Source organism: Streptococcus parasanguinis (genome assembly GCF_001069785.1).
Taxonomy (GTDB): domain Bacteria; phylum Bacillota; class Bacilli; order Lactobacillales; family Streptococcaceae; genus Streptococcus; species Streptococcus parasanguinis_T.
Genome location: NZ_JVSR01000087.1, coordinates 1 through 25,675 on the forward strand (window position 1 = coordinate 1; position 25,675 = coordinate 25,675).

General features: G+C 43.6%; 20 protein-coding genes. 18 read left to right on the forward strand and 2 right to left on the reverse strand.

Annotated elements, in window-relative coordinates:
• Window positions 1–237: 237 nt before the first annotated feature.
• The 6 genes from ADG03_RS08095 to recG all read left to right on the forward strand — a co-directional run bounded on the left by ADG03_RS08095 (window position 238) and on the right by recG (window position 9,484).
• On the forward strand, window positions 238–2,082 hold the full coding sequence (locus ADG03_RS08095; protein WP_049471827.1) for an APC family permease: 1,845 nt from the start codon (window positions 238–240) through the stop codon (window positions 2,080–2,082).
• 174 nt (window positions 2,083–2,256) lie between these two features.
• The gene (gene secA / locus ADG03_RS08100; RefSeq protein ID WP_021153773.1) at window positions 2,257–4,776 is read left to right on the forward strand and encodes a preprotein translocase subunit SecA; all 2,520 of its coding nucleotides are present in this window, start codon (window positions 2,257–2,259) and stop codon (window positions 4,774–4,776) included.
• 52 nt (window positions 4,777–4,828) lie between these two features.
• A complete protein-coding gene (locus tag ADG03_RS08105; RefSeq protein ID WP_003014498.1) occupies window positions 4,829–5,857 on the forward strand; it encodes a 3-deoxy-7-phosphoheptulonate synthase in 1,029 nt (342 codons plus the stop codon).
• Window positions 5,858–5,943: 86 nt separating this feature from the next.
• Window positions 5,944–6,309 (forward strand): holo-ACP synthase, encoded by a 366-nt coding sequence (acpS, locus tag ADG03_RS08110; RefSeq protein ID WP_049471826.1) that lies wholly within the window; start codon window positions 5,944–5,946, stop codon window positions 6,307–6,309.
• A complete protein-coding gene (alr, locus tag ADG03_RS08115; RefSeq protein ID WP_049471825.1) occupies window positions 6,296–7,408 on the forward strand; it encodes an alanine racemase in 1,113 nt (370 codons plus the stop codon). Before acpS ends, alr begins: the two co-directional genes overlap by 14 nt.
• A 60-nt stretch (window positions 7,409–7,468) precedes the next feature.
• Entirely contained in the window at window positions 7,469–9,484 is a 2,016-nt protein-coding gene (gene recG, locus ADG03_RS08120) for an ATP-dependent DNA helicase RecG (RefSeq protein WP_049471824.1), read from the forward strand.
• Between the two features lie 198 nt (window positions 9,485–9,682).
• On the opposite strand, the gene ADG03_RS08125 is transcribed toward recG, so the two are convergent.
• Window positions 9,683–10,645 (reverse strand): asparaginase, encoded by a 963-nt coding sequence (locus tag ADG03_RS08125; protein ID WP_049473127.1) that lies wholly within the window; start codon window positions 10,643–10,645, stop codon window positions 9,683–9,685.
• 62 nt (window positions 10,646–10,707) lie between these two features.
• On the opposite strand from ADG03_RS08125, the gene ADG03_RS08130 reads away from it, so the two are divergent.
• Entirely contained in the window at window positions 10,708–12,108 is a 1,401-nt protein-coding gene (locus ADG03_RS08130) for a Cof-type HAD-IIB family hydrolase (RefSeq protein ID WP_049473128.1), read from the forward strand.
• Window positions 12,109–12,144: 36 nt separating this feature from the next.
• Here the strand turns inward: ADG03_RS08130 and ADG03_RS08135 are convergent, their stop codons facing one another.
• Complete coding sequence (locus ADG03_RS08135; RefSeq protein WP_003008541.1) at window positions 12,145–12,597, reverse strand: universal stress protein; 453 nt, start codon at window positions 12,595–12,597, stop codon at window positions 12,145–12,147.
• Window positions 12,598–12,805: 208 nt separating this feature from the next.
• Here ADG03_RS08135 and ADG03_RS08140 point away from each other — a divergent pair, with 208 nt between their 5' ends.
• The 11 genes from ADG03_RS08140 to ADG03_RS11255 all read left to right on the forward strand — a co-directional run bounded on the left by ADG03_RS08140 (window position 12,806) and on the right by ADG03_RS11255 (window position 25,594).
• On the forward strand, window positions 12,806–14,020 hold the full coding sequence (locus ADG03_RS08140; protein WP_049473129.1) for a pyridoxal phosphate-dependent aminotransferase: 1,215 nt from the start codon (window positions 12,806–12,808) through the stop codon (window positions 14,018–14,020).
• 187 nt (window positions 14,021–14,207) lie between these two features.
• Complete coding sequence (gene codY / locus ADG03_RS08145) at window positions 14,208–14,996, forward strand: GTP-sensing pleiotropic transcriptional regulator CodY (RefSeq protein WP_045759799.1); 789 nt, start codon at window positions 14,208–14,210, stop codon at window positions 14,994–14,996.
• Window positions 14,996–15,574, forward strand: coding sequence for a cysteine hydrolase family protein (locus tag ADG03_RS08150; RefSeq protein ID WP_049473130.1), 579 nt, complete (start codon window positions 14,996–14,998; stop codon window positions 15,572–15,574). The genes codY and ADG03_RS08150 overlap by 1 nt, the downstream gene beginning before the upstream one ends.
• 113 nt (window positions 15,575–15,687) lie before the next feature.
• The gene (locus ADG03_RS08155; RefSeq protein ID WP_049473131.1) at window positions 15,688–16,911 is read left to right on the forward strand and encodes a glycosyltransferase; all 1,224 of its coding nucleotides are present in this window, start codon (window positions 15,688–15,690) and stop codon (window positions 16,909–16,911) included.
• On the forward strand, window positions 16,898–17,785 hold the full coding sequence (locus tag ADG03_RS08160; protein WP_049473132.1) for a glycosyltransferase family 2 protein: 888 nt from the start codon (window positions 16,898–16,900) through the stop codon (window positions 17,783–17,785). Before ADG03_RS08155 ends, ADG03_RS08160 begins: the two co-directional genes overlap by 14 nt.
• 26 nt (window positions 17,786–17,811) lie before the next feature.
• Complete coding sequence (locus tag ADG03_RS08165) at window positions 17,812–19,095, forward strand: glycosyltransferase family protein (protein WP_049473133.1); 1,284 nt, start codon at window positions 17,812–17,814, stop codon at window positions 19,093–19,095.
• Window positions 19,092–20,585, forward strand: a complete 1,494-nt coding sequence (locus ADG03_RS08170) for a glycosyltransferase (RefSeq protein WP_049473134.1) — start codon at window positions 19,092–19,094, stop codon at window positions 20,583–20,585. Before ADG03_RS08165 ends, ADG03_RS08170 begins: the two co-directional genes overlap by 4 nt.
• Window positions 20,586–20,703: 118 nt before the next feature.
• On the forward strand, window positions 20,704–21,006 hold the full coding sequence (gene gatC / locus ADG03_RS08175; RefSeq protein ID WP_002884769.1) for an Asp-tRNA(Asn)/Glu-tRNA(Gln) amidotransferase subunit GatC: 303 nt from the start codon (window positions 20,704–20,706) through the stop codon (window positions 21,004–21,006).
• Window positions 21,006–22,472, forward strand: coding sequence for an Asp-tRNA(Asn)/Glu-tRNA(Gln) amidotransferase subunit GatA (gene gatA / locus ADG03_RS08180; RefSeq protein WP_049473135.1), 1,467 nt, complete (start codon window positions 21,006–21,008; stop codon window positions 22,470–22,472). Before gatC ends, gatA begins: the two co-directional genes overlap by 1 nt.
• Complete coding sequence (gatB, locus tag ADG03_RS08185) at window positions 22,472–23,914, forward strand: Asp-tRNA(Asn)/Glu-tRNA(Gln) amidotransferase subunit GatB (RefSeq protein ID WP_003005611.1); 1,443 nt, start codon at window positions 22,472–22,474, stop codon at window positions 23,912–23,914. The genes gatA and gatB overlap by 1 nt, the downstream gene beginning before the upstream one ends.
• A 288-nt stretch (window positions 23,915–24,202) precedes the next feature.
• Window positions 24,203–25,594, forward strand: coding sequence for a PASTA domain-containing protein (locus ADG03_RS11255; protein WP_080976930.1), 1,392 nt, complete (start codon window positions 24,203–24,205; stop codon window positions 25,592–25,594).
• The last annotated feature ends 81 nt before the right edge of the window (window positions 25,595–25,675 follow it).

The following is a 25,675-nucleotide window of genomic DNA, read 5'->3' on the forward strand; positions in this document are numbered from 1 at the left end:
CAATCCAAAAATAATTGAGAGGCTAGGATTTTTGTCCCAGCCTCTTTTTTTGCTTGGATCAATTTGAAAAGAAGCGGACCGATCTAAGAGAGCTTGAATGGATGAACACAATGAAAACTTTATGAAAATTTTACAATTTTGGTTGACAGTCTTGAAAAAAAAGAGTAGAATAACCCCTGTTTTATGAAAAGAGGCAGGGAATCCCCGGCCTCATGATCTTTTTTCAAGGAGTTTTTTATGTTTTCAACATTGAAAAAATGGTTTATTGGCCGTCCGTTGAAATCTGGTGCAGAAGGTGAAGGCGGATTGCTAGGGAAAATGCAGGCTTTGGCCATGCTCTCTAGTGACGCGCTTTCTTCTATCGCCTACGGTCCAGAGCAAGTTATCCTGGTCTTGATGACCGTTTCAGCGGGAGCCATTTGGTGGTCTATTCCGATTGGGATTGTGGTCCTGGTTCTCCTAGCCAGTTTAACGATTTCTTATCGCCAGGTCATTCATGCCTACCCTCAAGGGGGAGGGGCCTACATGGTGACTACGGAGAACTTGTCTCCCAAAGCGGGTTTGATCGCTGGTGGTAGTCTCTTAGTCGACTACATGCTGACGGTAGCAGTATCTGTTTCTTCCGGTGCAGATGCCATCACGTCAGCGATTCCATCTCTTCATCCTTATAATCTTCACATTTCCATTTTGTTGGTCTTGATTTTGATGCTGATGAACCTTCGGGGGCTACGCGAATCAGCGACATCGTTGATGATTCCGGTCTATCTGTTCATTGTCAGTACCATTGCCTTGATCGGCTATGGTGTGATCCAAATCTTGACGGGTCACTTGGCCTATAACGCAACTGCTCATGTGGGTCAAACCATTTCAGGGGTTAGTGTCATTCTCTTATTGCGGGCCTTTACGAGTGGATCGGCTTCACTAACAGGGGTTGAAGCCATCTCCAATTCGGTTCCTTTCTTTAAGAAACCAAAAGCAAAGAATGCAGCCTCTACCTTGACCATCATGGCTTTGATTTTGGGGATCATGTTTGCAGGGATTACCTTCCTCAATTACTGGGTGGGTGTCGTTCCGGCAAAAGGGGTAACAACTCTAGCCCAAATGGCCCAAGCCATCTTAGGGAATTCCCCAGTCGGACAAGCCTTCTTTTACGTCTTCCAATTATCAACAGCCTTGATCTTGGCAGTTGCGGCTAATACCGGTTTCTCAGCCTTTCCAATGTTGGCCTTTAACATGGCTAAAAATAAATACATGCCACACATGTATATGGAAAAAGGGGATCGTCTGGGCTATTCTAATGGGATTTTGACCTTGGCGATTGGTGCCATCGTTTTGCTCTTGATCTTTGATGGGCAAACAGAAAGCTTGATTCCGCTTTATACCATCGGGGTCTTCATTCCTTTTGCCCTTTCTCAAACAGGGATGGTGATCCACTGGAAACGCCAATATCAAAAAGGATTTCTTAAGTATTCGCTTGCCAATATCCTGGGGGCAGCCATCTGTTATGGGATTGTCTTGATCCTCTTATTATTCCGTTTGCGTGAGATCTGGCCCTTCTTCCCTATTATTGGTCTCTTGCTTTGGATGTTCTTGAGTATCCGTAATCACTATGATAAAGTTGCAGCCCAATTGCGCTTGGGAGGTAAGATTGAAAAGACAAGTTATGCGGGCAATACCGTGATTGTCCTTGTTGGGAATGTCACTCAGGTAAGTGTGGGAGCTATGAGTTATGCAAATAGCCTAGGAAACGATGTTATAGCGATGCATGTCTCAACGGAAGAAACCAAGGTTAAAGACGCTGAGGTAGCAGAAGAATTTAAGCGTTATTTCCCTCATATTCGCTTTGAAAATGTCATGACCAGTTACCGGGATATTATCCAGCCAACGGTTGAATTTGTCTCAAAAGTAGCTGAGGAGGCCAAGGAAAAAGGCAACACCGTTACAGTCTTAGTCCCTCAATTTATCCCTAAAAAACATTGGCAAAATATTCTCCACAACCAAATGAGTTTGAAATTGAAGTATGCACTTCGTTGGCATGAAGAAGTGGTTGTGGCAAGCTATTCTTACCATTTGTCTGAATAAACACCGTATATAGAAAAGATGTCTGCTTGAGCAGGCATCTTTTTGGATTTTCTTACACGAAAAAAACCACTCGAAAGTCTTGTAAGATACAGCCTTGATCTTGAAAAAATGTTTAAAAAATGCTAGAATAAAAAGAACATTTTAGATTTTGAAAAATTCAAAGTAAGGAAAAAAATGGCAAATTTATTAAAAACAATTATTGAAAATGATCGAGGCGAAATCAAACGCCTTGAAAAAATGGCTGACAAGGTCTTTTCTTATGAAGACCAAATGGCAGCTTTGACGGATGACGAATTAAAAGCGAAAACAGTTGAGTTTAAGCAACGCTACCAAGATGGTGAGTCTTTGGATGATCTCTTGTACGAGGCTTTTGCAGTTGTTCGTGAAGCTGCAAAACGGGTTCTTGGTTTGTTCCCATACAAGGTTCAGGTCATGGGGGGAATCGTCCTTCACCATGGTGACGTACCAGAGATGCGTACAGGGGAAGGAAAAACCCTGACAGCAACCATGCCGGTATACTTGAATGCCTTGTCTGGCAAAGGGGTGCACGTTGTCACCGTCAATGAATACTTGACAGAGCGGGATGCAACAGAGATGGGAGAACTATACTCATGGCTTGGCCTTTCAGTAGGGATCAACCTTGCAGCAAAATCTCCAGCTGAGAAAAAAGAAGCTTACCTCTGTGATATCACTTACTCAACCAATTCAGAGATTGGTTTTGACTACTTGCGTGACAACATGGTTGTGCGTGCAGAAAACATGGTTCAACGTCCATTGAACTATGCCTTGGTCGATGAGGTAGACTCCATCTTGATTGACGAAGCGCGTACTCCGTTGATCGTTTCTGGTCAGACAGCTTCTGATACGAGCCAGCTCTATCACATGGCGGATGCTTATGTGAAGACCTTGACAGAGGACGATTACATTATCGATGTCCCATCTAAAACCATCGGTTTGTCTGATTCAGGAATCGATAAAGCAGAAAGCTACTTTAATCTTGAAAACTTGTACGATATTGAAAACGTAGCTTTGACTCACTTTATCGACAACGCCCTTCGTGCCAACTACATCATGATTTTGGATATCGACTATGTGGTCAGCGAAGATCAAGAAATCTTGATCGTTGACCAATTTACTGGTCGGACCATGGAAGGTCGTCGTTATTCTGATGGTCTTCACCAAGCGATCGAAGCCAAAGAAGGTGTTCCAGTTCAAGAAGAAACCAAAACATCTGCATCGATTACTTACCAAAACCTCTTCCGTATGTACAAGAAGTTGTCAGGGATGACAGGGACAGGGAAAACTGAAGAAGAAGAATTCCGTGAAATTTATAACATTCGCGTGATTCCAATTCCAACCAACCGTCCGATTGCTCGTATTGACCATCCAGACCTTCTCTACCCAAGCTTGAAATCAAAATTCAAGGCTGTTGTGGAAGATGTCAAGTCTCGTCATGAAAAAGGTCAACCAGTCCTAGTAGGTACCGTTGCCGTTGAAACCAGTGATTACCTTTCTCAATTGTTGGTTCAAGCAGGTGTCCCTCACGAAGTTTTGAATGCGAAAAACCACTACAAAGAAGCGCAAATCATCATGAACGCTGGTCAACGTGGTGCTGTTACCATCGCGACCAACATGGCCGGACGTGGTACCGATATCAAGCTTGGTGAAGGTGTTCGCGAACTCGGTGGACTTTGTGTCATCGGGACAGAACGTCACGAAAGTCGTCGGATCGATAACCAGCTTCGTGGACGTTCAGGACGTCAAGGGGATCCAGGTGAATCTCAATTCTACTTGTCTCTTGAAGATGAATTGATGCGCCGTTTCGGTTCTGAACGGATCAAAGCAGTGCTTGATCGCTTCAAGTTGAGCGAAGAAGAATCGGTGATCCGTTCAAATATGTTCACACGTCAAGTAGAGGGTGCACAAAAACGGGTTGAAGGAAACAACTACGATACCCGTAAACAAGTCCTTCAATACGATGACGTGATGCGGGAACAACGGGAAATTATCTACGCTGAACGCTATGATGTTATCACAGCTAACCGTGACTTGGCACCTGAAATCAAGGCCATGATCAAACGGACCATCAAACGGATTGTTGAAGGGGCCAGCCACTCAAGCAAGGAAGAACGCGTTGAAGCGATTCTGAACTTTGCCAAATACAATTTGGTTCCGGAAGATACGATTTCTGCAAGCGATATTGAAGGAAAATCTGACAAGGAAGTTATCGATTACTTGTATGCACGTGCAGAAGAAATCTATGCTAGCCAAGTAGCGAAATTGCGTGACGAAGAGTCTGTGCAAGAATTCCAAAAAGTCTTGATCCTTCGTGTGGTGGACAGCAAGTGGACGGACCATATCGATGCTTTGGATCAATTGCGAAATGCGGTCGGACTTCGTGGGTATGCGCAAAATAACCCAGTGGTAGAATACCAATCAGAAAGTTTCCGTATGTTTAACGATATGATTGGATCGATTGAATTTGATGTGACTCGTCTCATGATGAAAGCCCAAATTCACGAACAAGAACGTCCACGTACGGAACACAGCATTTCAACAACTGCGACTCGCAACATTGCAGCGCAACAACAAGATATTCCAGCAGATATTGACTTGTCACAAGTGAAACGCAACGATTTGTGTCCTTGTGGTTCAGGTAAGAAATTCAAAAACTGTCACGGACGTAAATTTTAAGAGGTCCTCTGAAATAGAAAGAGGATGGGTCTAGCTAGCATAAGGAGGCCGTATGGTATTCATTACGAAGAGCAATAAGATTGATGAGCAAGAGATCACTTCGCTTTACCGCTTGGAAGGTCCAGCCTTGGAGCGCAAAGAAGCGCGTGATCGAGAATTGGAAGCTATTATCAAAGGAGAAGACCAACGGATCCTTCTTGTGATCGGGCCTTGCTCTTCTGATAATGAAGAAGCTGTGATGGACTATGCCCGTCGTTTGGCAGACTTGCAAGAGCAAGTGAAAGATCAGATTTTCATTGTGATGCGGGTCTATACGGCTAAGCCTCGGACCAACGGGGATGGCTATAAAGGCTTGATGCACCAACCAGATACACATGCAGCACCAAGCTTTGTGGATGGTTTGAAAGCGGTCCGGCATCTCCACTACCGTGTGATTACAGAAACTGGTTTGACAACTGCGGATGAGTTGCTTTATCCAGCAAGTCTTCCGTATGTTGAGGATTTGATTTCTTATCATGCCATTGGAGCGCGTTCGGTTGAAGACCAGGAGCACCGCTTTGTATCTAGTGGGATCTCTGCTCCGACAGGCATGAAGAATCCAACCTCTGGAAATCTTTCTGTCATGTTTAATGCGATTTATGCAGCCCAACATCCCCAAAACTTTTTGTTCAATGCCCAAGCAGTGGAAACATCAGGAAATCCTTTAGCTCATGCGATCCTTCGTGGAGGCTTGGATGCAAGTGGTAAGAATATTCCAAACTACCATTATGAAGATTTGCTAGCGGCAGCAAAACGCTATAGCGAAATGGGCTTGCAACATCCCTTCATCCTGGTGGATACCAACCATGATAACTCTGGCAAACAATTCGAAGAGCAAGTACGCATCGTGAGAGAAACCATGATGAACCGTGCTTGGAACAAGGATTTGGCAACTTTAGTTCGTGGTTTCATGATTGAATCCTATCTAGAAGATGGCCGTCAAAATGAACCAGTGGTTTATGGTCAATCCATCACAGACCCTTGCCTAGGTTGGGAAAAAACACAGGCCTTGGTCAAAGAAATTGCAACGATGAATAAGTAAAAGGCAGGGGCGGAAGGAGTGATTCTTTAGCCCCTTCTCTTTTGTCAGTAAAACGATACTGAAACGATAAATAAGGATAAAACAAGATGATCAAAGGACATGGCATCGATATCGAATCGATCGCTGCGATTGAAAAAGCCTATCAGAAGAATACTCGATTCGCTGAAAAAGTCTTAACCGGGGCTGAGCGAGAGCGCTTTGAGGAATTGTCTGGAAAACGGAAAATGGAATATTTAACGGGCCGATGGTCCGCCAAAGAAGCCTTTTCAAAGGCAATGGGAACAGGGATTGGACCAGTTGGTTTTCAAGAGTTAGAAATTTTAAATGATGCCCACGGAGCTCCCTATTTTTCCAAGTCTCCTTTTTCTGGGAAGGTATGGATTTCGATCAGTCATAAGGGAGACCTAGTGTCGACCAGTGTCATTTTGGAGGAAGAAAATGAAAGCAAGTAAACATAGACCAACTGTTGCTAGAGTCGATTTGGATGCCATTGCCTTTAATGTGCAACAAGTCAGTGACCATATTCCGAGTCAAGCCTTGAAATATGCAGTCGTCAAGGCCAACGCCTATGGTCATGGGGTCGTTGCGGTGACCAAAAAATTGGCGCCTCAGGTAGATGGTTTTTGTGTTTCCAATATGGATGAAGCCCTCGAAATCCGTGAAGAAGGCTTGCAACACCCTATTTTGATTTTGGGAGTTGTGCCAAGTGAAACAGTGAATCTAGCCAAAGAGCATGACATCCGCTTAACGGTGGCGAGTCTTGCTTGGTTGGATCAATTGCTTGGACAAGAAGCAGATCTTTCAGGATTGAAGGTCCATATCAAGGTGGATTCAGGAATGGGGCGGATTGGATTCCGAAGGATCGAAGAGATCAAAGAGGCTGAACGCCTCCTCTTAGCAGCTGGAGCTGAAATTGAAGGGATCTTTACTCATTTTGCAACAGCAGATGAGGCAGATGATCGAAAATTTCAAGCGCAATACCAGTTTTTCAAAGAAGTATTGGCTGCTCTTGAAATCCTTCCTCCTATTGTCCATGCGAGTAATTCAGCCACTTCTTTGTGGCATGCGGATACGATTTTCACAGCTGTACGCTTGGGAGATGTCATGTATGGCTTGAATCCGAGCGGATCTGTGTTAGCCTTGCCATATGAAATTAAGCCAGCTTTGAGTTTGGTGAGCGAATTAGTTCATGTGAAACAGTTAGAAGCTGGTCAAGATATTGGTTACGGGGCAACCTATACGACGGAAGAACCCCAATGGATCGGAACGATTCCTATCGGCTATGCGGATGGCTGGATCCGAGAGATGCAAAACTTTCATGTGCTGATTAAGGGGGACTATTGTCCCATTGTTGGTCGCGTTTCGATGGACCAGATTACTGTTCGCCTTCCAGAAGAATTGCCTCTGGGGACCAAGGTTACCCTAATTGGCCGAGATGGAGAAAAAGAAATTACGGCAACAGAGGTTGCAGATTACCGTGGGACCATTAATTATGAAGTGGTCTGTCTCTTGAGTGATCGGATTCCTCGTGACTATACAGGTGAAGAATAAGAAGAAGCAGGTGGGATTTTCCCGGATGGGCCTGCTTTTTTATAAAAGAAAGGAGGAAAAATGAATCTACACCAACCCTTATCCGTACTTCCTGGAGTCGGTCCAAAATCGGCGGAAAAATTTAAAAAGTTAGGGATTGAAACCTTAGAAGATCTGCTCTTGTATTTCCCTTTTCGCTATGAAGACTTCAAAACGCGCAATGTTTTAGAGTTGGAAGATGGGGAAAAAGCCGTCATCTCTGGGGTGGTAGCAACACCAGCCAACGTCCAATATTATGGCTACAAACGAAATCGCTTACGTTTTTCGATCAAACAGGGAGACCAAGTCATTGCGGTTAATTTTTTCAACCAACCCTATCTAGCAGACAAAATCGAGGTCCAGCAGACAGTGGCGATCTTTGGAAAATGGGACAAGGCCAAGGGGAGTTTGACAGGGATGAAGCTCCTAGCTCAAGTGGAAGATGATTTGCAGCCAGTCTATCGAGTGACACAAGGAGTGAGCCAAAACAGCCTGGTGAAATTGATCAAAATAGCATTCGACCAGGGCTTGGACCAGCTTTTAGAAGAGAATGTACCCCACATCTTACGAGAGCGTTATCAACTCATGTCTCGTTCCCAAGCAGTGCAAGCTATGCATTTCCCTAAGGATCTAGCAGAGTACAAGCAAGCCCTTCGCCGGGTAAAATTTGAAGAGCTCCTCTTTTTCCAGCTGCAACTCCAAGTGCTAAAAGAAGAAAATCACGATGCCAGCCAAGGGATTTCCTTGGGCTGGGATCCAGAAAAATTAGCAGAACGAAAAAAACAGCTTCCTTTTGAGCTAACGCAAGCTCAAGAAAACAGCTTGAATGAAATCTTGACAGATATGGCCTCTCCTTATCATATGAACCGCCTCTTACAAGGGGATGTGGGAAGCGGGAAGACAGTCGTGGCCGGTCTTGCCATGTATGCAGCCTTAAGCGCTAGGAAGCAAGCTGCCTTGATGGTTCCAACGGAGATTTTGGCAGAGCAACACAAGGAAAGCTTGCAAAATCTTTTTCCAGATTTGCCAATTGCCCTTCTAACAGGAGGATTAAAGGCGACTGAGAAACGAGAAGTCTTAGAAGAGATCGCCTCAGGAACTGCTCAACTGATTGTGGGGACACATGCCTTGATTCAAGAGGGAGTTCACTACCAAGATCTAGGCTTGGTCATTATTGATGAACAGCACCGTTTTGGGGTTTCCCAGCGCCGTATCCTTCGAGAAAAGGGACAAAATCCAGACGTCCTGATGATGACGGCTACCCCTATTCCCCGGACCTTGGCTATTACAGCCTTTGGAGATATGGATGTGTCCATCATTGATCAGATGCCTGCGGGACGCAAGGAAATCATCACACGTTGGGTCAAGCATGAGCAGTTAGAAGTGGTCCTCGACTGGTTAGTCAAAGAACTTGGCAAAGGTTCTCAAGCCTACTTTATTTCTCCCTTGATTGAGGAGTCAGAGGCGCTAGATTTGAAAAACGCCCTTGCCCTCAAAGAAGAGCTAGAGACCTTCTTTGGACAGCGAGCACGCGTTTCTCTTCTTCATGGGAAGATGAAAAGTGAAGAAAAAGATGCTATCATGCAGTCCTTTAAAGAGCACCAAGTCGATGTTTTGGTGTCTACGACCGTTATTGAAGTAGGAGTCAACGTGCCCAATGCGACCGTTATGGTCATTATGGATGCAGATCGGTTTGGTCTTAGCCAACTTCACCAGCTTCGAGGCCGGGTTGGTCGGGGAAGCAAGCAATCCTATGCTATTCTAGTAGCCAATCCTAAGACAGATAGTGGCAAGCAGCGCATGAAAATCATGACAGAGACGACCAATGGGTTTGTTCTAGCGGAAGAAGATTTGAAAATGCGGGGTTCAGGTGAAATCTTTGGAACCCGTCAATCTGGGATTCCAGAATTTCAAGTGGCTGATTTGGTAGAAGATTATCCCATTCTGGAAGAAGCGCGGAAAGTCGCCAGCCAGATTGTAGCCACGCCAAATTGGCGTGAACACCCCGATTGGCATTTGCTCTCGCTTTACTTAGAAAAGAAAGAACATTTAGACTAAAATATAAAAAGGGAGTAGAGTGGAAATTCTTTGGATTCCACTCTACTCCCTTTAAGATGGCATTTTACGCCCTTTGTATCTTATTAATTGAACACGGGCTGCGGATTGTGTCAAAAAGATGAATCCTCCTAGAATCTTTTGGATTCTTCGTCGTATTCCCTATTTTGACTGTATCCGCTACGCCCTTTGTATCTTATTTTACCCTTCGATATAGTCTTTGAGTTCTTGTCCTTTTAGGCCGGCATTGAGGGCGATGAGGAGTTTGATGCGCGCTTTGGGGGCATTTAATTCTTTGATGAAAAAGACACCTGCTTGATGGAGTTGGACGCCTCCTCCTTCATATGCGTAGACGGGTTCAGCTATTCCATTGAAGCAACGGGATACTAAAGCGATTGGAAGGCCTGCATCCATGAATTCTTGGAGTTTATGTGCCGTTTCTTTAGGGATGTTTCCTGCTCCAAAGGCTTGGATAATGAGGCCGTCGAGCTTTGAAAGATCCAGCATATCCAGCAGATCGGTTTTCATCCCTGCATAGGTAGCAATGATCGGAACGAAACCATCGATGGTATCGAGATCAAAGCGCACCCTTGGCTCGGCTGTTTTAAAGAAGAGGATTTCCTTTTTCATGACCAAACCTAGTGGTCCGTGGGTTGGTGTCTGGAAGGTGCTGACATTGGTGGTGTGGGTTTTGGTGACGTACTTAGCCGCATGAATTTCATCGTTCATGACGACTAAGACCCCTTTATCACGTGCTTTTGGATCGGCAGCCACTCGAAGGGCTGTCAGAAAATTATAGACGCCATCGCTTCCTAGCTCATTGGAGCTTCGCATAGCTCCTGTAATGACCACAGCGATCTCTGGTAACTCCATGGTATCCAAGAAATAAGCCGTTTCTTCCAGCGTATCTGTTCCGTGGGTAATAACGATGCCATCATAGTTGTGAGCTTCCTCTTTGATTTTTTGATACAGGGCTAACATGTGACGAGGAGTCATTTGAGGGCTGGGAAGGTTGAAGAAGTCCTCTGAGGTGACTGCAATCCCTTCAATTGGTGAAGTAACTTGGGTCATGGGATTGACTTCATTGGTAATCACTGCCCCAGAGTCATCTGCCGCCATCGAAATGGTCCCTCCGGTATGTAGTGCTAAAATTTTCTTAAACATGTGAAGCTCCTTGGAATATGTGATATAATTTATTTTATCATAAAAAGAAAGAAACAGTAGACATGGAAATAAAAGCAGTCTTTTTTGATATCGATGGAACCTTGGTGAATGATAGTCGAGCGGTCCTCAAATCAACAGAAAAAGCTATTCAGTCTTTAAAGGAAGAAGGGATCTATGTAGGCCTTGCGACAGGGCGGGGACCGGCCTTTGTCAAACCGTTTATGGAACGCTATGGCTTTGATTTTGCCGTGACCTATAATGGTCAGTATATTTTGACCAAGGACCGCGTGCTATTTACCAGTCCAATCGATAAAAAGAGTCTGCACCAACTAATTGACTATGCTCGAGAACACCGTAAGGAAATTGCTCTCGGTACCAAGGATGGGGTATTTGGTTCTCGGATCATGAGTTTTGGGATGAGTCCTATTTCAACCTGGTCCAGTCGCTTTGTGCCCCGTAAAATGGCCCGTACAGTCAGTCGAGGATTTAACAAAGTGGTCAGCAAGGTCGTCCCACAAGATCAGGACACCCTCTATGCACTAGCGCAAGAACCGATCTACCAAGTGTTGATCTTATCGAGTCCAGAAGAGACTGCAAAAATTGAAAAAGAGTTTCCGGATCTGAAATTCACACGGTCTAGTCCATTTGCAGCAGATGTCCTCAACCCAGGCATTTCCAAGTTAGAAGGGATCCGCATCGTTGGTCAGGAATTTGGCTTTGACATCGATGAAGTGATGGCTTTTGGAGATTCTGATAATGACTTAGAGATGCTGTCAGGTGTTGGCTTGTCTATTGCGATGGGAAATGGGACGACCAGTGTCAAGGCAATTGCCAAGCATACCACGACCAGTAATGGCAAGGATGGCATTCAAAAGGCCCTGCAACACTTTGGTATTCTCTCAGAGAAAGAACTCTTTCTTTCTAAGGATGATCACTTCAATAAGGTCAAAACCTTCCATGGTGTGATGGATGGGGAAACCCAGGAGAAACCAGTTGTTTGGCAGCCTCAAGACGCCCTTTATCGAACCATGTTCAAGCAAGAGGAGTTGGTTGAATTTGTCCGAGCAGCTAGCACAAGTGAGGAAGAATTTGACCGCTCGGTAGCAGCTCTTCACGAAGCCTTGGATAAGGCTGCAGATAAGGTTCGGAGCAAGCATCCAGCTGAGATCTCCATGGTAGGGCAGGTTGATGCCTTAATTGATACCCTCTATCTGACTTATGGTAGCTTTGTACTAATGGGAGTTGATCCTGAAGAGGTCTTTGAGATTGTTCACCGGGCCAATATGGGCAAGATTTTCCCAGATGGAAAGGCGCACTTTGATCCAGTAACCCACAAAATTCTGAAGCCAGATGATTGGGAAGAAAAATACGCCCCGGAACCAGCTATCAAAAAAGAACTCGATCGCCAGCTCAAGGCCTACGAAAAACATGCAAAACAAAAAGAAGCAAAAAAAGACAACTAAAAAAGTTTGGAACCTTTGTTCCAAACTTTTTCTTTCTTACATGGTTTTATCCTTATCACGTACCACTAGTAAGTCTACTTTGGCGTGGCGAAGGATATATTCTGAGGAGGATCCGACCATTAACCGTTCGAAGGCATTGAGTCCGGTAGCCCCGACCATAATAAGGTCAACCCCTTCCTTACTTGGGATATCATTGGCTAAGAGGACTTTTGGATTTCCCATTTCTACAACAGTCACAACATTTTGAACGCCGACTTTTTCAGCACGTTCCTTGTAGCCCTTGAGCAATTCGTTAGCTTCTTCTTGCAATTCTTCGTAGACCTCAGCATCAAAAGTTGAGACGCTTTGAAGGGCACGAGTATCGATGACGTGGGCAATAGTCAATTTAGAGCCGTTGCGAAGAGAAACGTTAACCCCTTTTTCAAAGGCTAATTCTGCTTCATGAGAACCGTCGACAGCGACCATAATGTTTTCGTATTTTTGAGACATAATCCTACCTCCTTATAGCTTGAAAACATGGATAGAATAGAAGGGAATCCTATTCTTTATACACTTATATTTTATCTCTTTTGAGCTAGAATGTAAAGGTAAAGTCTCGCTTTTCTGCTATATTTTTGCAGAATTTTTAAAGTCCTCGGTTTGTACTCTATTTGAACTAGTGGTATAATAGAGATAATTTCGTGAATCGAGGCAGAATATGAAGGAATATAATAAATCAAGCAAACTCGAACATGTCGCTTACGATATTCGTGGTCCAGTCTTGGAAGAAGCGATGCGCATGCGAGCAAATGGAGAAAAAATTCTACGTTTGAATACAGGGAATCCTGCTGAATTTGGCTTTACAGCTCCAGATGAAGTTATCCATGATTTGATCATGAATGCGCGTGATAGTGAAGGCTATTCAGACTCAAAAGGGATCTTTTCAGCCCGCAAAGCCATCATGCAGTACTGCCAGTTGAAAAAAATTCCAAATGTGGATATTGATGATATTTACCTTGGAAATGGAGTGAGTGAGCTGATCGTCATGTCCATGCAAGGACTGCTCGACAACGGGGATGAGGTCTTGGTTCCCATGCCGGACTATCCTCTTTGGACAGCAGCCGTCAGCCTAGCTGGTGGGAATGCGGTTCACTATCTTTGTGATGAAGAAGCAAACTGGTATCCAGATATTGAAGATATCAAGTCGAAAATCACCTCAAACACTAAGGCTATCGTTGTCATCAACCCGAATAACCCAACAGGTGCCCTCTATCCAGATGAGATCCTGCTTGAGATTGTAGAGATCGCTCGTCAAAATAACTTGATCATCTTTGCGGATGAAATTTACGATCGCTTGGTCATGGATGGTGAAAAACACACGGCTATCGCAAGTTTAGCGCCTGATCTCTTCTGTGTGAGTATGAATGGCTTGTCAAAATCTCACCGGATTGCCGGTTTCCGTGTTGGTTGGATGGTTCTATCCGGACCCAAGCACCATGTGAAGGGCTATATCGAAGGCTTGAACATGTTGTCCAATATGCGTCTTTGTTCAAATGTCTTGGCTCAACAAGTTGTGCAAACCTCTCTTGGAGGCTACCAATCCGTGGATGAACTCTTGCTTCCAGGTGGTCGAATCTACGAACAACGGAACTTTATCTACAAAGCCATCAATGATATTCCAGGTCTCTCAGCTGTTAAGCCAAAGGCTGGTCTCTATATCTTCCCTAAGATTGATCGGGATATGTACCGCGTGGATGATGATGAGCAATTTGTTTTAGAGTTCTTGAAGCAAGAAAAAATTCTCTTGGTTCATGGCCGCGGCTTTAACTGGAAAGATCCAGATCACTTCCGGATCGTTTACCTTCCACGTGTCGATGAATTAGCTCAAATTCAAGAAAAAATGACTCGTTTCTTGAAACAATACAAACGCTAATTAGATAAAGGATTGAAGAGGGAAGTCTTCAATCTTTTTTTGATTCATTCTATAAAATCTATGTCATCGAATCGACATTTTTCTGAATTGCGCATAATTGTAGAAAAAATAAATAATTTTCAGATAATTTGATTGAAATTCCCACACTTATATGATATACTTGAGCTGACTATATGCGAGGTTTATTATGGCAAACTTATTAGAAAAGACACGTAAAATTACATCCATCTTGAAACGGACTGATGAACAGTTGCAAGTCGAGATGCCTTATAATGATATTGCCCAGCAATTAGCGGATATTATCCACTGTAATGCCTGTATCATTAATAGTAAGGGAACCCTTCTTGGTTATTTCATGCGTTACAAGACCAACAATGACCGGGTAGAAGCTTTCTTTCAAAATAAAAAATTACCAGAAGATTATGCCAAGGCAGCTAGTTTGGTCTACGATACAGAAGCTAATTTAGATGTGGACCATGATTTGAGTATCTTTCCGGTCGAAACCAAGTCTGAATTTCCTGATGGCTTGACGACCATTGCGCCTATTCATGTTTCTGGGATTCGATTGGGTTCCTTGATCATTTGGCGCAATGATAAACAGTTTGCGGATGATGATTTGATCTTGGTTGAGATTGCGAGTACCGTGGTAGGGATTCAAATGTTGAACTACCAACGCGAGGAAGACGAGAAGAATATTCGTCGTCGGACAGCGGTGAATATGGCTGTCAATACCTTGTCTTACTCTGAATTGCGTGCTGTTTCTGCCATCCTTAGTGAATTGAAAGGAAATGAGGGACAGTTGACTGCTTCTATCATTGCAGATCGGATTGGTATCACCCGCTCTGTGATTGTCAATGCACTCCGGAAATTGGAGTCAGCTGGTATTATTGAAAGCCGTTCTCTTGGAATGAAGGGAACCTATCTCAAAGTGTTGATTCCAGATATCTTTGAGGAAATTAAGAAAAGAGATTACTAATGACTAAAGCTTTGATTTCAATTGACTACACTGTCGATTTCGTAGCAGATGATGGTAAGCTTACGGCAGGTGCTCCTGCACAAGCCATTTCTGAGACCATTGCTCAGGTGACCCAATTGGCCTTTGACCAAGGAGCCTATGTCTTTTTTGCCATTGATGCGCATGATGTAGAGGATCCATTTCATCCTGAAAGCAAGCTCTTCCCACCTCATAATATCATTGGGACCAGCGGACGTGATTTGTACGGCCCTTTGGCAGATTTTTATCAGGAGCATAAAACGGATACACGCGTCTTTTGGATGGATAAACGTCATTATTCTGCTTTTTCAGGAACGGACCTAGATATCCGCCTGCGGGAACGCCATGTAGATACCGTTATTTTGACAGGTGTCTTGACTGATATCTGTGTCCTTCATACAGCGGTTGATGCCTACAATCTCGGCTACCAGATCGAAGTCGTAGAACCTGCAGTGGCGGCGCTCACTCCTGAAAATCACCAGTTTGCCTTGAATCATTTCAAGCATGTCTTAGGGGCAAGCTTGGTAGACGGCGCACTAGCTGTATTAGATACTAAATAAGAAAAGATTGTAAAAGAGGTCATAGACATTTGTTTAGGCCTCTTTTTTGGGGCGTAGAAATTGTCTTCCTCTCTTGAAAATGGTATTCTAATGGAAGAAAATAAGGGGGAGTTATGAGTAAAAAAGCTGTCGTCTTTTCAGCGGATCTATCTTATATGGAAAAGTTGGAAACCGCTATGAAGTCACTGTGTGCCCATCAGGATCAGTTGAAAATTTATGTCTTAAATGAAGATCTACCAACAGAGTGGTTTGCCATCATGAATCAGCGCTTGCGCCAGTTGGATTCAGAAGTGATCAATTGTCGGATGTCTCCCGAGCAATTCCAATCCTTCTCGCTTCCAAGTGACCATATTCACTATGCGACCTATTTCCGTTACGCTATTCCAGAGATGGTGGAGGAAGAGCGGATTCTCTATCTGGATTGTGACATGATCTTTACACAGGATTTATCGCCTTTGTTTGAGGTCGATCTAAAAGGTTATGGACTGGGTGCAGTGGTCGATAAGCCAACGACGACAGATGGATTTAATGCTGGACTTTTGGTGATTGATAAGACTTGGTGGCAAGAACACCAAGTGACAGATGCACTTTTTGATCTTACTCGCAAGCATCATCAACAGGTCTATGGAGATCAAGGAATTTTGAATCTGTATTTCAAAGATGCGTGGTTTCCATTATCTTGGACCTATAATTTACAAGTGGGGTCTGATAAGGATCAATACCTCTATGGAGATCTAGACTGGTATGATGCCTTTCAAGGGATTCCGGCGGTCATTCACTACACCTCTCATAATAAACCATGGACCTCCAAACGATTCAATCGTTTTCGGGAACAATGGTGGTTTTACTATGCCCTCTCTTGGGAGGAAATTTTGCTTCGAAAACCGATTTTGAAGCAAACCTATCAAGACCTAGTGGGAGAATTTCCTTATCATGCTGCCATTTATACCCATACAGCAGATATCCACGAGTTGGAGACGTTGTTAAAAGAGTTGCCAGATGTCGCGATTCATGTTCTTGCCCATAGTCATTTTGGTTTTAACTTGGTGCAATTGGAACGCTACCCCAACCTCTTTCTTTATCCCTCTTTTGATCCCTTGACCAGTCGAAAGGTCCTAGAAAAATTGGATTTCTATCTGGATATCAATCCCTATGATGAGGTCGATCAAATCACGCAAACACTCAGTCAACAAGGCCTTCCGATTTTCTCTTTTGAAGGAACCAATCATGTAGAGAATGGAGAGAATCAAGTGTTTGCGGATGATCAGGTGCAGGCGATGCTGGCAGCGATTCGCGATTATTTAAAGAGAAATGAGAAGAAGCATGGAAACAAATGAAGTAGTGAGTATCATCATTCCCATCTATAATGTAGAAGCTTATTTGAGACAATGTTTGGAAACGGTTGTCCATCAGACTTATCCTCATTTGGAAATTATCCTGGTCAATGATGGTTCGCCAGACCAATCAGAAGAGATCTGTAAAGAATTTTTTAGGAAGGATGCGCGCATCCGCTACGTTCGCCAAGAAAATGGGGGCTTATCTGCTGCTCGGAATACAGGGATTGAGCTAGCGACTGGTGATTACATTACCTTTATTGATCCAGATGACTGGGTGACGGAGGACTATGTAGAAGTGCTCTATCGCCAACTTCAAAAGTATGATGCGGATGTTTCCGTAGCCAACTATAACCTCTATGATGACAGTAGTAGCAAATACTTGATCAAGGTAACGGACGACGATTATTCAGAGACCCTTTATGAGGGGAGAGAGATCATGGACCACGATGCCATCCAGGAGACCAGAGATATGGCCTGGGCTTGTGCCATGATGAAGCTCTATAAGCGTAACTTATTTGAAGGGCTTCGTTTTCCAGTCGGAAAAAATGTCGAAGACAACTTCCTGATGTACAAGTTATTCTTAAAAGCCCATCGGGTAGTTCATACGGAGAAATGTATTTATTGGTATCGCGTGGGGCGTGCAGATACTCTGTCCCAGGTTTGGACAGAAAAGAGAGTCGTCGATGAGATGGAAGCTAAGCACGAGAAGTTGGCTCTACTGGGGATGTTGGGCTATGATTTGACCTGGCATCGCTATATCTACAAAACGCGCTTGAAACGAGCCCTTGAAAAATTAGAGGAAGCAGGCCTGCAAGGGTCAGAAACCTATGAGCGCGTGGTGACCAACCTCCGTTTTATTGAAACGATGGACTAACCCCTTATTGATGAGAAAGGATCAGCATGTTCATTATTGCACCAGAGCAGACAAGAGAGCTGGATCGTTTGCAAAAATACTTGGACAAACTTGGCCAGCCCTACCGAGTATTTGTGACCAATTTGGAAACAGATTTGGACCAACAGACAGAGAGTCTTGCGACCTTTTTTACCCAAAAAGACCCAGTATCAAAAATTGGAAAACCTTTATTTTTCAATGATCTGGAAGTTCCAGAATTATGGGAATGTTGGACCTTGGGGATCACGACCTATCTTTTTGATGGGGAGGAACGTCGTGCAAATGTGGTTTTGCGAGGGGACATCTTGTCCCGAACGGTTGACAGAGTGGAGTGGTTTGGTCAGGGAGAAGAGATCGTATCCATTGATGTCTACAACCGCTATGGCTGGAGAAGCAAACAGAGTCTCCTGACGGAAACCGGTCAACCATATTTAGACATTTATTTGAACCCTCAGCAAGAAGAAGTCTTGCTTCACTTTGTCTCACAAGGAGTCTTTTTGCATCAAACTCCTAAGGGACGGGATCGCCTGTATGCCAATAAGAAAGAGCTGCAAAGAGCTGTCCTAGAACAAGTCTTGCCAGAAGATGAAGCCGTTCTTTTGATGGACAAGGCATTGCTAGATGTTGTGAAAGAGAAACCAAAGGAAAGACTCGCCTACTGTGCCAGTGACGCGCATGATCTAGACGAGATCAAAGAACAAGTCAGTCAGATTTTGTTGGTAGAAGATGGTCTGTTGAGTGAGAAAATAGACGGAATCACAGTCTTGTCAGGGCTGGTAGATGTGGAGCAGGAAAGTTTTCAACCAGAAGCCCTGGTCATGACGGCTTCTCAGGAAGTTGAAGGCTTATCTAGCCTGGTCCACCAATTCCCACAAGTGACCTTTCACATTGCTGCTTTGACAGCCATGGGTCCGAAATTAACAGACTTAGCGGCTCGACCAAATGTACGCCTCTATCCAGGTATTTCGCTGGGAAATTATGAGAGTTTATTAGCTAGATGCTCTATTTATCTAGATTGTAATCAAGGAGAAGAAGTGTGGAGTAGTAGTCTTCATGCTCTTGAAAATGGGCAAGTCTTATTTGGTTTGAAGAGCACGGTGCATCAGGAAGCCTATAAAGACTTGAGCACGATCACAGATACAGTCGAAGAAATGGAACAGCAACTAGATACCTTGCTCCAGCAGCCAGAAACCTATAAAGAATTGGTAAGAGAGCAAGCACGAATCTTGAAATTACCTGAAAAAGAAGCTTTGGAAGAGCTGTTTAAGCGATTAGAGGGAGGGACCGCATGACCATTTATACCTTTAATCTATTAGTGGGATTTGAACCCAATGGGGTCGATGTTGCACAGGCCTCTCGGGCAAAGATGCTCCGGGGTCTGGGAGTGGCAGCGAAGTTTGTCTTTACCACTTGGCCCACTCCAGAAAAATTGGCCTATTACCTCTCATTGGGGCACCGGGATGAGGAATTGCTTTTTGCCCATTTAGCTTTTACGGATCAACAGACTACGGTCCCTCAAAAGTCGGTAGGGGCCTTGCAAATGGAGTTTCAACTGACGCGTCTGGATGTTGTTGAAAAAACGGAAAGAGTCATTCGCTACCAATTTGCGGATGGAAACGCCCTGACCTTTCATCTGGATCCCTATCATCCAAACTGTGTCCGCTATGTAGACTATCTTTTGGCTGGAAATAGGATCAAGCGAGAGTATTATGGAGCTTGTAAACTTGTCACAGAGTATTTTCAGTATGGTAGTGTTGTCAGACGGACCTATCACCATCAAGATGGGACTATCGCTTTTGAAGAATCGAGGTTCGGTGGAAGCTGGCTCTATAAACTGGGGCCTGAGATTTTAACCAACCATACAGAAGTGATGAGACGTTTTTTGTCGCAGCTGTCGCTAAAAGAAGAAGATCTGATTTTGCTTGATCGGGCTTCGCGCATGGATTTTGCCCGTCCTTTGTTGGAGAAAGCTGCTCCTTCAAAGCTCGCTATGGTGTTTCATTCGGAGCATGAATTTGAAAATGGCCATCTCAATTATGAATATTATTATGTGTTCAAGTATGCCAAACGCTTCGATTATTTTATCACGGCAACGGATCTTCAAAAAGAAGTCTTGGAGCAGACACTTGCTAAACAAGGATGCCAAGGAATTCCAATCTATAGCATTCCAGTAGGGCATTTGGAAACATTGACGGAACCACAAGGAGATCGGCCTCACTTTAGTGTGCTCACAGCTTCCCGTTTGGATCCAAGAAAACGCATCGATTTGGCCATTCGAGTAGTGGCCAAAGCTCATGAACAACTCCCAGCCCTTCAGTTTGATATTTATGGGAAGGGTGGAGAAGCGGACAACTTGCGCCACCTGATTCAGGAGCTTGCAGCACAAGATTATATTCACCTACGCGGTCATGCGGATCTTCAGCAGATCTATCCTTGCTACCAAGCCTACCTCACCACTTCTCAGTGGGAGACCTTTGGTTTGACTTTGATGGAGGCGGCTGGAGCAGGTTTGGCCTTGCTGGGCTTTGATGCCCGTTATGGCAATCCGACTTTTATAAAAGAGGGTGAAAATGGCTTTTTGGTACCTTATAGCGAGACAGTGCCAGAAGAAGAGCTGGTGAAAGAGTTGGCGGACAAGCTGGTCCAGCTCTTTGAAAGCGACCTCGCCCCATTTCATCAGGCTTCTTATGACTTGGCCTCTTCTTACCTCGATTCTAACGTCCAGGAAGTCTGGAAAGAGACTCTGATGGAGATGGGGCAATTCGGCGGAAAAGAAATATAAATGAAGAATCTGTAGCGACAAAAAAGTCCTACAGATTTTTTCTAAGGCAAGCAAATTGGGCTAAATTATGGTAAAATAGAGGGTATTGAAAAATCATCATTTCACGAAAGGAAGCAAGATGAAAATTACGCAAGAAGAGGTAACCCACGTTGCCAATCTTTCAAAATTGAAATTCTCTCCAGAAGAGACAGCTGAGTTTGCGACAACCTTATCGAAAATTGTCGACATGGTGGAATTGTTGGAAGAAGTGGACACAACAGGTGTTGCCCCAACAACAACCATGGCGGATCGCAAGACCGTATTGCGTCCGGATGTTGCTGAAAAAGGGACGGACCGTGACCGCTTGTTTAAAAATGTACCTGAAAAAGATAACTATTACATCAAGGTACCAGCTATCCTAGAAGATGGAGGAGATGCCTAATGTCATTCAACCATAAAACCATTGAAGAGTTGCACGACCTCCTTGTCTCTAAGGAAATTTCAGCAACCGAATTGACACAAGCGACGCTTGATGATATCAAGGCGCGTGAAGAAGCGGTTAATGCCTTTGTAACGGTGGCCGAAGAAGCTGCCCTTGCGCAAGCTAAGGCCATTGATGAAAAAGGAATCGATGCAGACAACCTCTTGTCAGGGATTCCACTCGCAGTCAAAGACAATATCTCAACAGATGGCATCTTGACCACTGCAGCATCAAAAATGCTCTATAACTACGAGCCAATCTTTGATGCGACAGCTGTTGCCAATGCCAAAGCAAAAGATATGATTGTCATCGGGAAGACCAACATGGATGAATTTGCCATGGGTGGATCTGGTGAGACTTCTTACTATGGGCCAACCAAGAATGCTTGGGACCACAGCAAGGTGCCTGGTGGATCTTCTAGTGGTTCAGCAGCTTCTGTCGCTTCAGGTCAAGTCCGTTTGTCCCTTGGTTCAGATACAGGTGGTTCTATCCGCCAGCCGGCTGCTTTTAACGGGATTGTTGGTCTCAAACCAACTTATGGAACAGTTTCCCGTTTTGGTCTCATTGCTTTTGGTAGCTCGCTTGACCAAATCGGACCGTTTGCACCAACGGTTAAGGAAAATGCCCAATTGCTCAATGTCATTGCCAGTGAAGATGCCAAGGATTCAACTTCTGCACCTGTTCGTGTAGCAGACTTTACTTCTAAAATTGGTCAAGACATTAAAGGCATGAAGATTGCCCTTCCGAAGGAATATCTTGGGGAAGGGATCGACCCAGAAGTCAAAGAAACCATCCTTAATGCGGCCAAACACTTTGAAAAATTGGGAGCAACTGTCGAAGAAGTTAGCCTTCCACACTCTAAATATGGGGTTGCCGTTTACTACATCATCGCTTCATCTGAAGCATCTTCAAACTTGCAACGTTTCGATGGGATTCGCTATGGTTTCCGTGCGGAAGATGCCAAGAACTTGGATGACATCTATGTGAACACTCGTAGCCAAGGCTTTGGTGATGAGGTTAAACGCCGGATCATGCTGGGTACCTTTAGTTTGTCATCTGGTTACTACGATGCTTACTACAAGAAAGCTGGTCAAGTTCGTAGCCTTATTATCCAAGACTTCGAAAAAGTCTTTGCGGATTACGACCTCATCCTTGGACCAACAGCTCCAAGTGTAGCCTTTGATTTGGATTCGCTCAACCATGATCCGGTTGCCATGTACTTGGCTGACCTCTTGACCATTCCAGTCAACTTGGCAGGTCTTCCAGGAATTTCGATTCCTGCAGGTTTTGCGCAAGGTCTTCCAGTTGGTTTGCAGTTGATTGGTCCTAAGTATTCTGAAGAAACCATCTACCAAGCTGCAGCTGCCTTTGAAGCAACGACGGAATACCACAAACAACAACCCCTTATTTTCGGAGGTGACAATTAATGAACTTTGAAACAGTCATCGGACTTGAAGTCCACGTTGAATTGAATACAAACTCAAAAATTTTCTCACCAACCTCTGCCCACTTTGGGAACGAGCAAAATGCCAATACCAATGTGATCGACTGGTCTTTCCCAGGGGTGCTTCCTGTCTTGAACAAGGGTGTTGTGGATGCTGGGATCAAGGCTGCTTTGGCCTTGAATATGGATATTCATCAGCACATGCACTTTGACCGTAAGAACTATTTCTACCCTGATAATCCAAAGGCCTACCAAATTTCGCAATTTGATGAGCCTATCGGTTACAATGGGTGGATTGAAGTGCAACTAGAAGACGGCTCAACTAAGAAAATCGGGATTGAACGCGCCCATTTGGAAGAAGATGCTGGTAAGAACACCCACGGAACAGACGGTTTCTCTTATGTAGACCTCAACCGTCAAGGGGTGCCATTGATTGAGATTGTATCTGAAGCAGATATGCGTTCTCCAGAAGAAGCCTACGCCTATTTGACAGCTTTGAAAGAAGTCATCCAGTATACTGGCATTTCAGACGTCAAGATGGAAGAAGGATCGATGCGGGTGGATGCCAACATTTCCCTTCGCCCATACGGTCAAGAGGAATTTGGTACCAAGACGGAGTTGAAAAACTTGAACTCTTTCTCAAACGTGCGTAAAGGTCTTGAATACGAAGTGGAGCGCCAAGCGAAAATCTTGCGTTCAGGTGGTGTCATTCGTCAAGAAACGCGTCGTTACGATGAAGCCAACAAGAGTACCATTCTTATGCGTGTCAAAGAAGGAGCGGCGGATTACCGTTACTTCCCAGAACCAGATCTTCCCTTGTTTGAAATCTCAGATGAGTGGATCGAGGAAATGCGTACAGAGTTGCCAGAGTTTCCAAAAGACCGTCGGGCTCGCTACGTGGCAGAGCTTGGCTTGTCTGACTATGATGCCAACCAATTGACAGCGACGAAAGTCACTTCTGACTTCTTTGAAGCAGCTGTGGCCCTTGGTGGAGATGCTAAACAAGTCTCTAACTGGCTCCAAGGTGAAGTGGCACAATTCTTGAATGCAGAAGGCAAAACGTTGGAAGAAATCCAATTGACACCGGAAAACTTGGTCGAAATGATTGCCATCATCGAAGATGGAACGATTTCATCTAAGATTGCCAAGAAAGTCTTCGTTCACTTGGCGAAAAACGGTGGCGGTGCGCGTGAATACGTCGAAAAAGCTGGCTTGGTACAGATTTCAGACCCTGAAGTCTTGATCCCTATCATCCACCAAGTCTTCGCAGACAATGAAGCAGCCGTAGCCGACTTCAAGTCAGGGAAGCGGAATGCGGACAAGGCCTTCACAGGTTTCCTTATGAAAGCAACCAAAGGGCAAGCCAACCCACAAGTAGCCCTCAAGTTACTTGCCCAAGAATTGGCGAAGTTGAAAGAAGAGTAATAGAGAAATCGAGAACTGCACCCTAAAAGTTAGATTTTTACTGCCTAACTTTTGGGGGCAGTTTTTTTTGTTTTAAAAATATCTTATTAATGTTCTTGTATTTACTTTTTTAATTGGTTATAATATTGCATAAAGATAGAATTCACTAATTAGTTGTAAAATGAAAGTGTTTTGGAAATATGAGTTTTTAAATAACAGAAGGATTATTAGGCTTTTATAGGAATTGATTAAATATTAGTAGATGACTTTATTGAGTCAAGAAAATAACAATGCGAATTAGGAGAAAAAATGAGTAACTGGGAAAAAGATTATGAGGCGGAACAGAGGGAACGGGAGCGAAATCAAGAATTAAAGAGACACAATGATTTGTTAGATAGACACTCTATTCAGCAAAGATTAGCTTCAGAAGAAAAAAAAAGACTTCTAGAGAATCAAGTTCGACAAACTGAAAAGCAAAATGAAATATTACAACAACAAGCAATCGCTGAGGAGAGACGGAGAGAGCAAGAACTCAAACAAAAACAGGAGCAATTTTATAAAGATAAAATATTTGAATTGAAAAAAATATGGGCTCAAGCTAAAGATAATAGTGAGCGTGATCGAATACAAATACTTCTCTCAGAAGTTGAGGGTGAATACGAGAAATATAAGTTTGAGGAAGCTGAAAAAGAGAGAAAACTAGCTATACAAGCTGAACACTATAGGCAGGAACAATTAATCAAACAAGAAGAGGAAAAAAAGAGACAACGAAAGAAAAGAATTATAAGTCTAGTTATTGGATTAGTCATTTTAACTTTAATGTTATGGCTTTTTTTACCAAAAAGTGGACGATATCAAAGGCAAAATGATTCAGTATCTATTTCAAGAAAGTCGGAAAGTTCAAAAAAAGAAACTAAAGGAAAATCAGATTTAGAAAAAAACACAGATACTACAGTTGTTCCTAATCTCTCAGGGAAAACAGTTGTAGAAGCAAAAGAGATACTTGATAAACAACATTTAAAATCAGGAAAAGAACAAGGAGAATTTAGTGATTCAGTGGCAAAAGGATATATTATAAAAACAAATCCAGCTGCTGGAACCAAGAAACAACGAGGAGATAAGATTAATTTGATTGTTTCAAAAGGTCCAAATAGTTTTGAAATGCCAAACTATGTAGGAGAGACAAGAGAAAAAGCAGAGGAAGATCTAAAAAATACTTATAAGGTATCGAGCAAGATGATCAGTATTGAAGAAATTGAAACCTTTGATTATACCCCAGGGACTGTTCTTGAACAGACACCAGCTCCAGGAGAGCAATATTCTCTGAATTCAAAAACTAACATTGTATTGAAAGTAGCTAAAAAATCGAATTCTGTTGAAATGCCAAACTATATTGGATCCACTTATGATTTTGCCAGAAGTAATTTGATTGAAATATATGGAATCAAGAAATCTAATATTGAAATCAGAAAAACTAACCATCTTCCTGATGGAGTATTCGTTTCTGCAGGTCAAATTGTCAGTCAAACTCCAGAAGTTTCAGGTACGGTGGATGTTAATCGAACACGAATTGTATTGACCGTTTATGAACCAAATGAAGGTGAACAAAATAGGAATAGAGTAGCACCTAATGATAATTCTGATGATTCAAATTCAAAAAATAATGATACTGGAAATTCTTCAAGTGGATATGATGATTAGTCATTAAATAACATTTGAGGGGAATGATTGGAAGAGGCTGGGACAAAAGTCCTAGCCTCTCAATTATTTTTGGATTGTCGA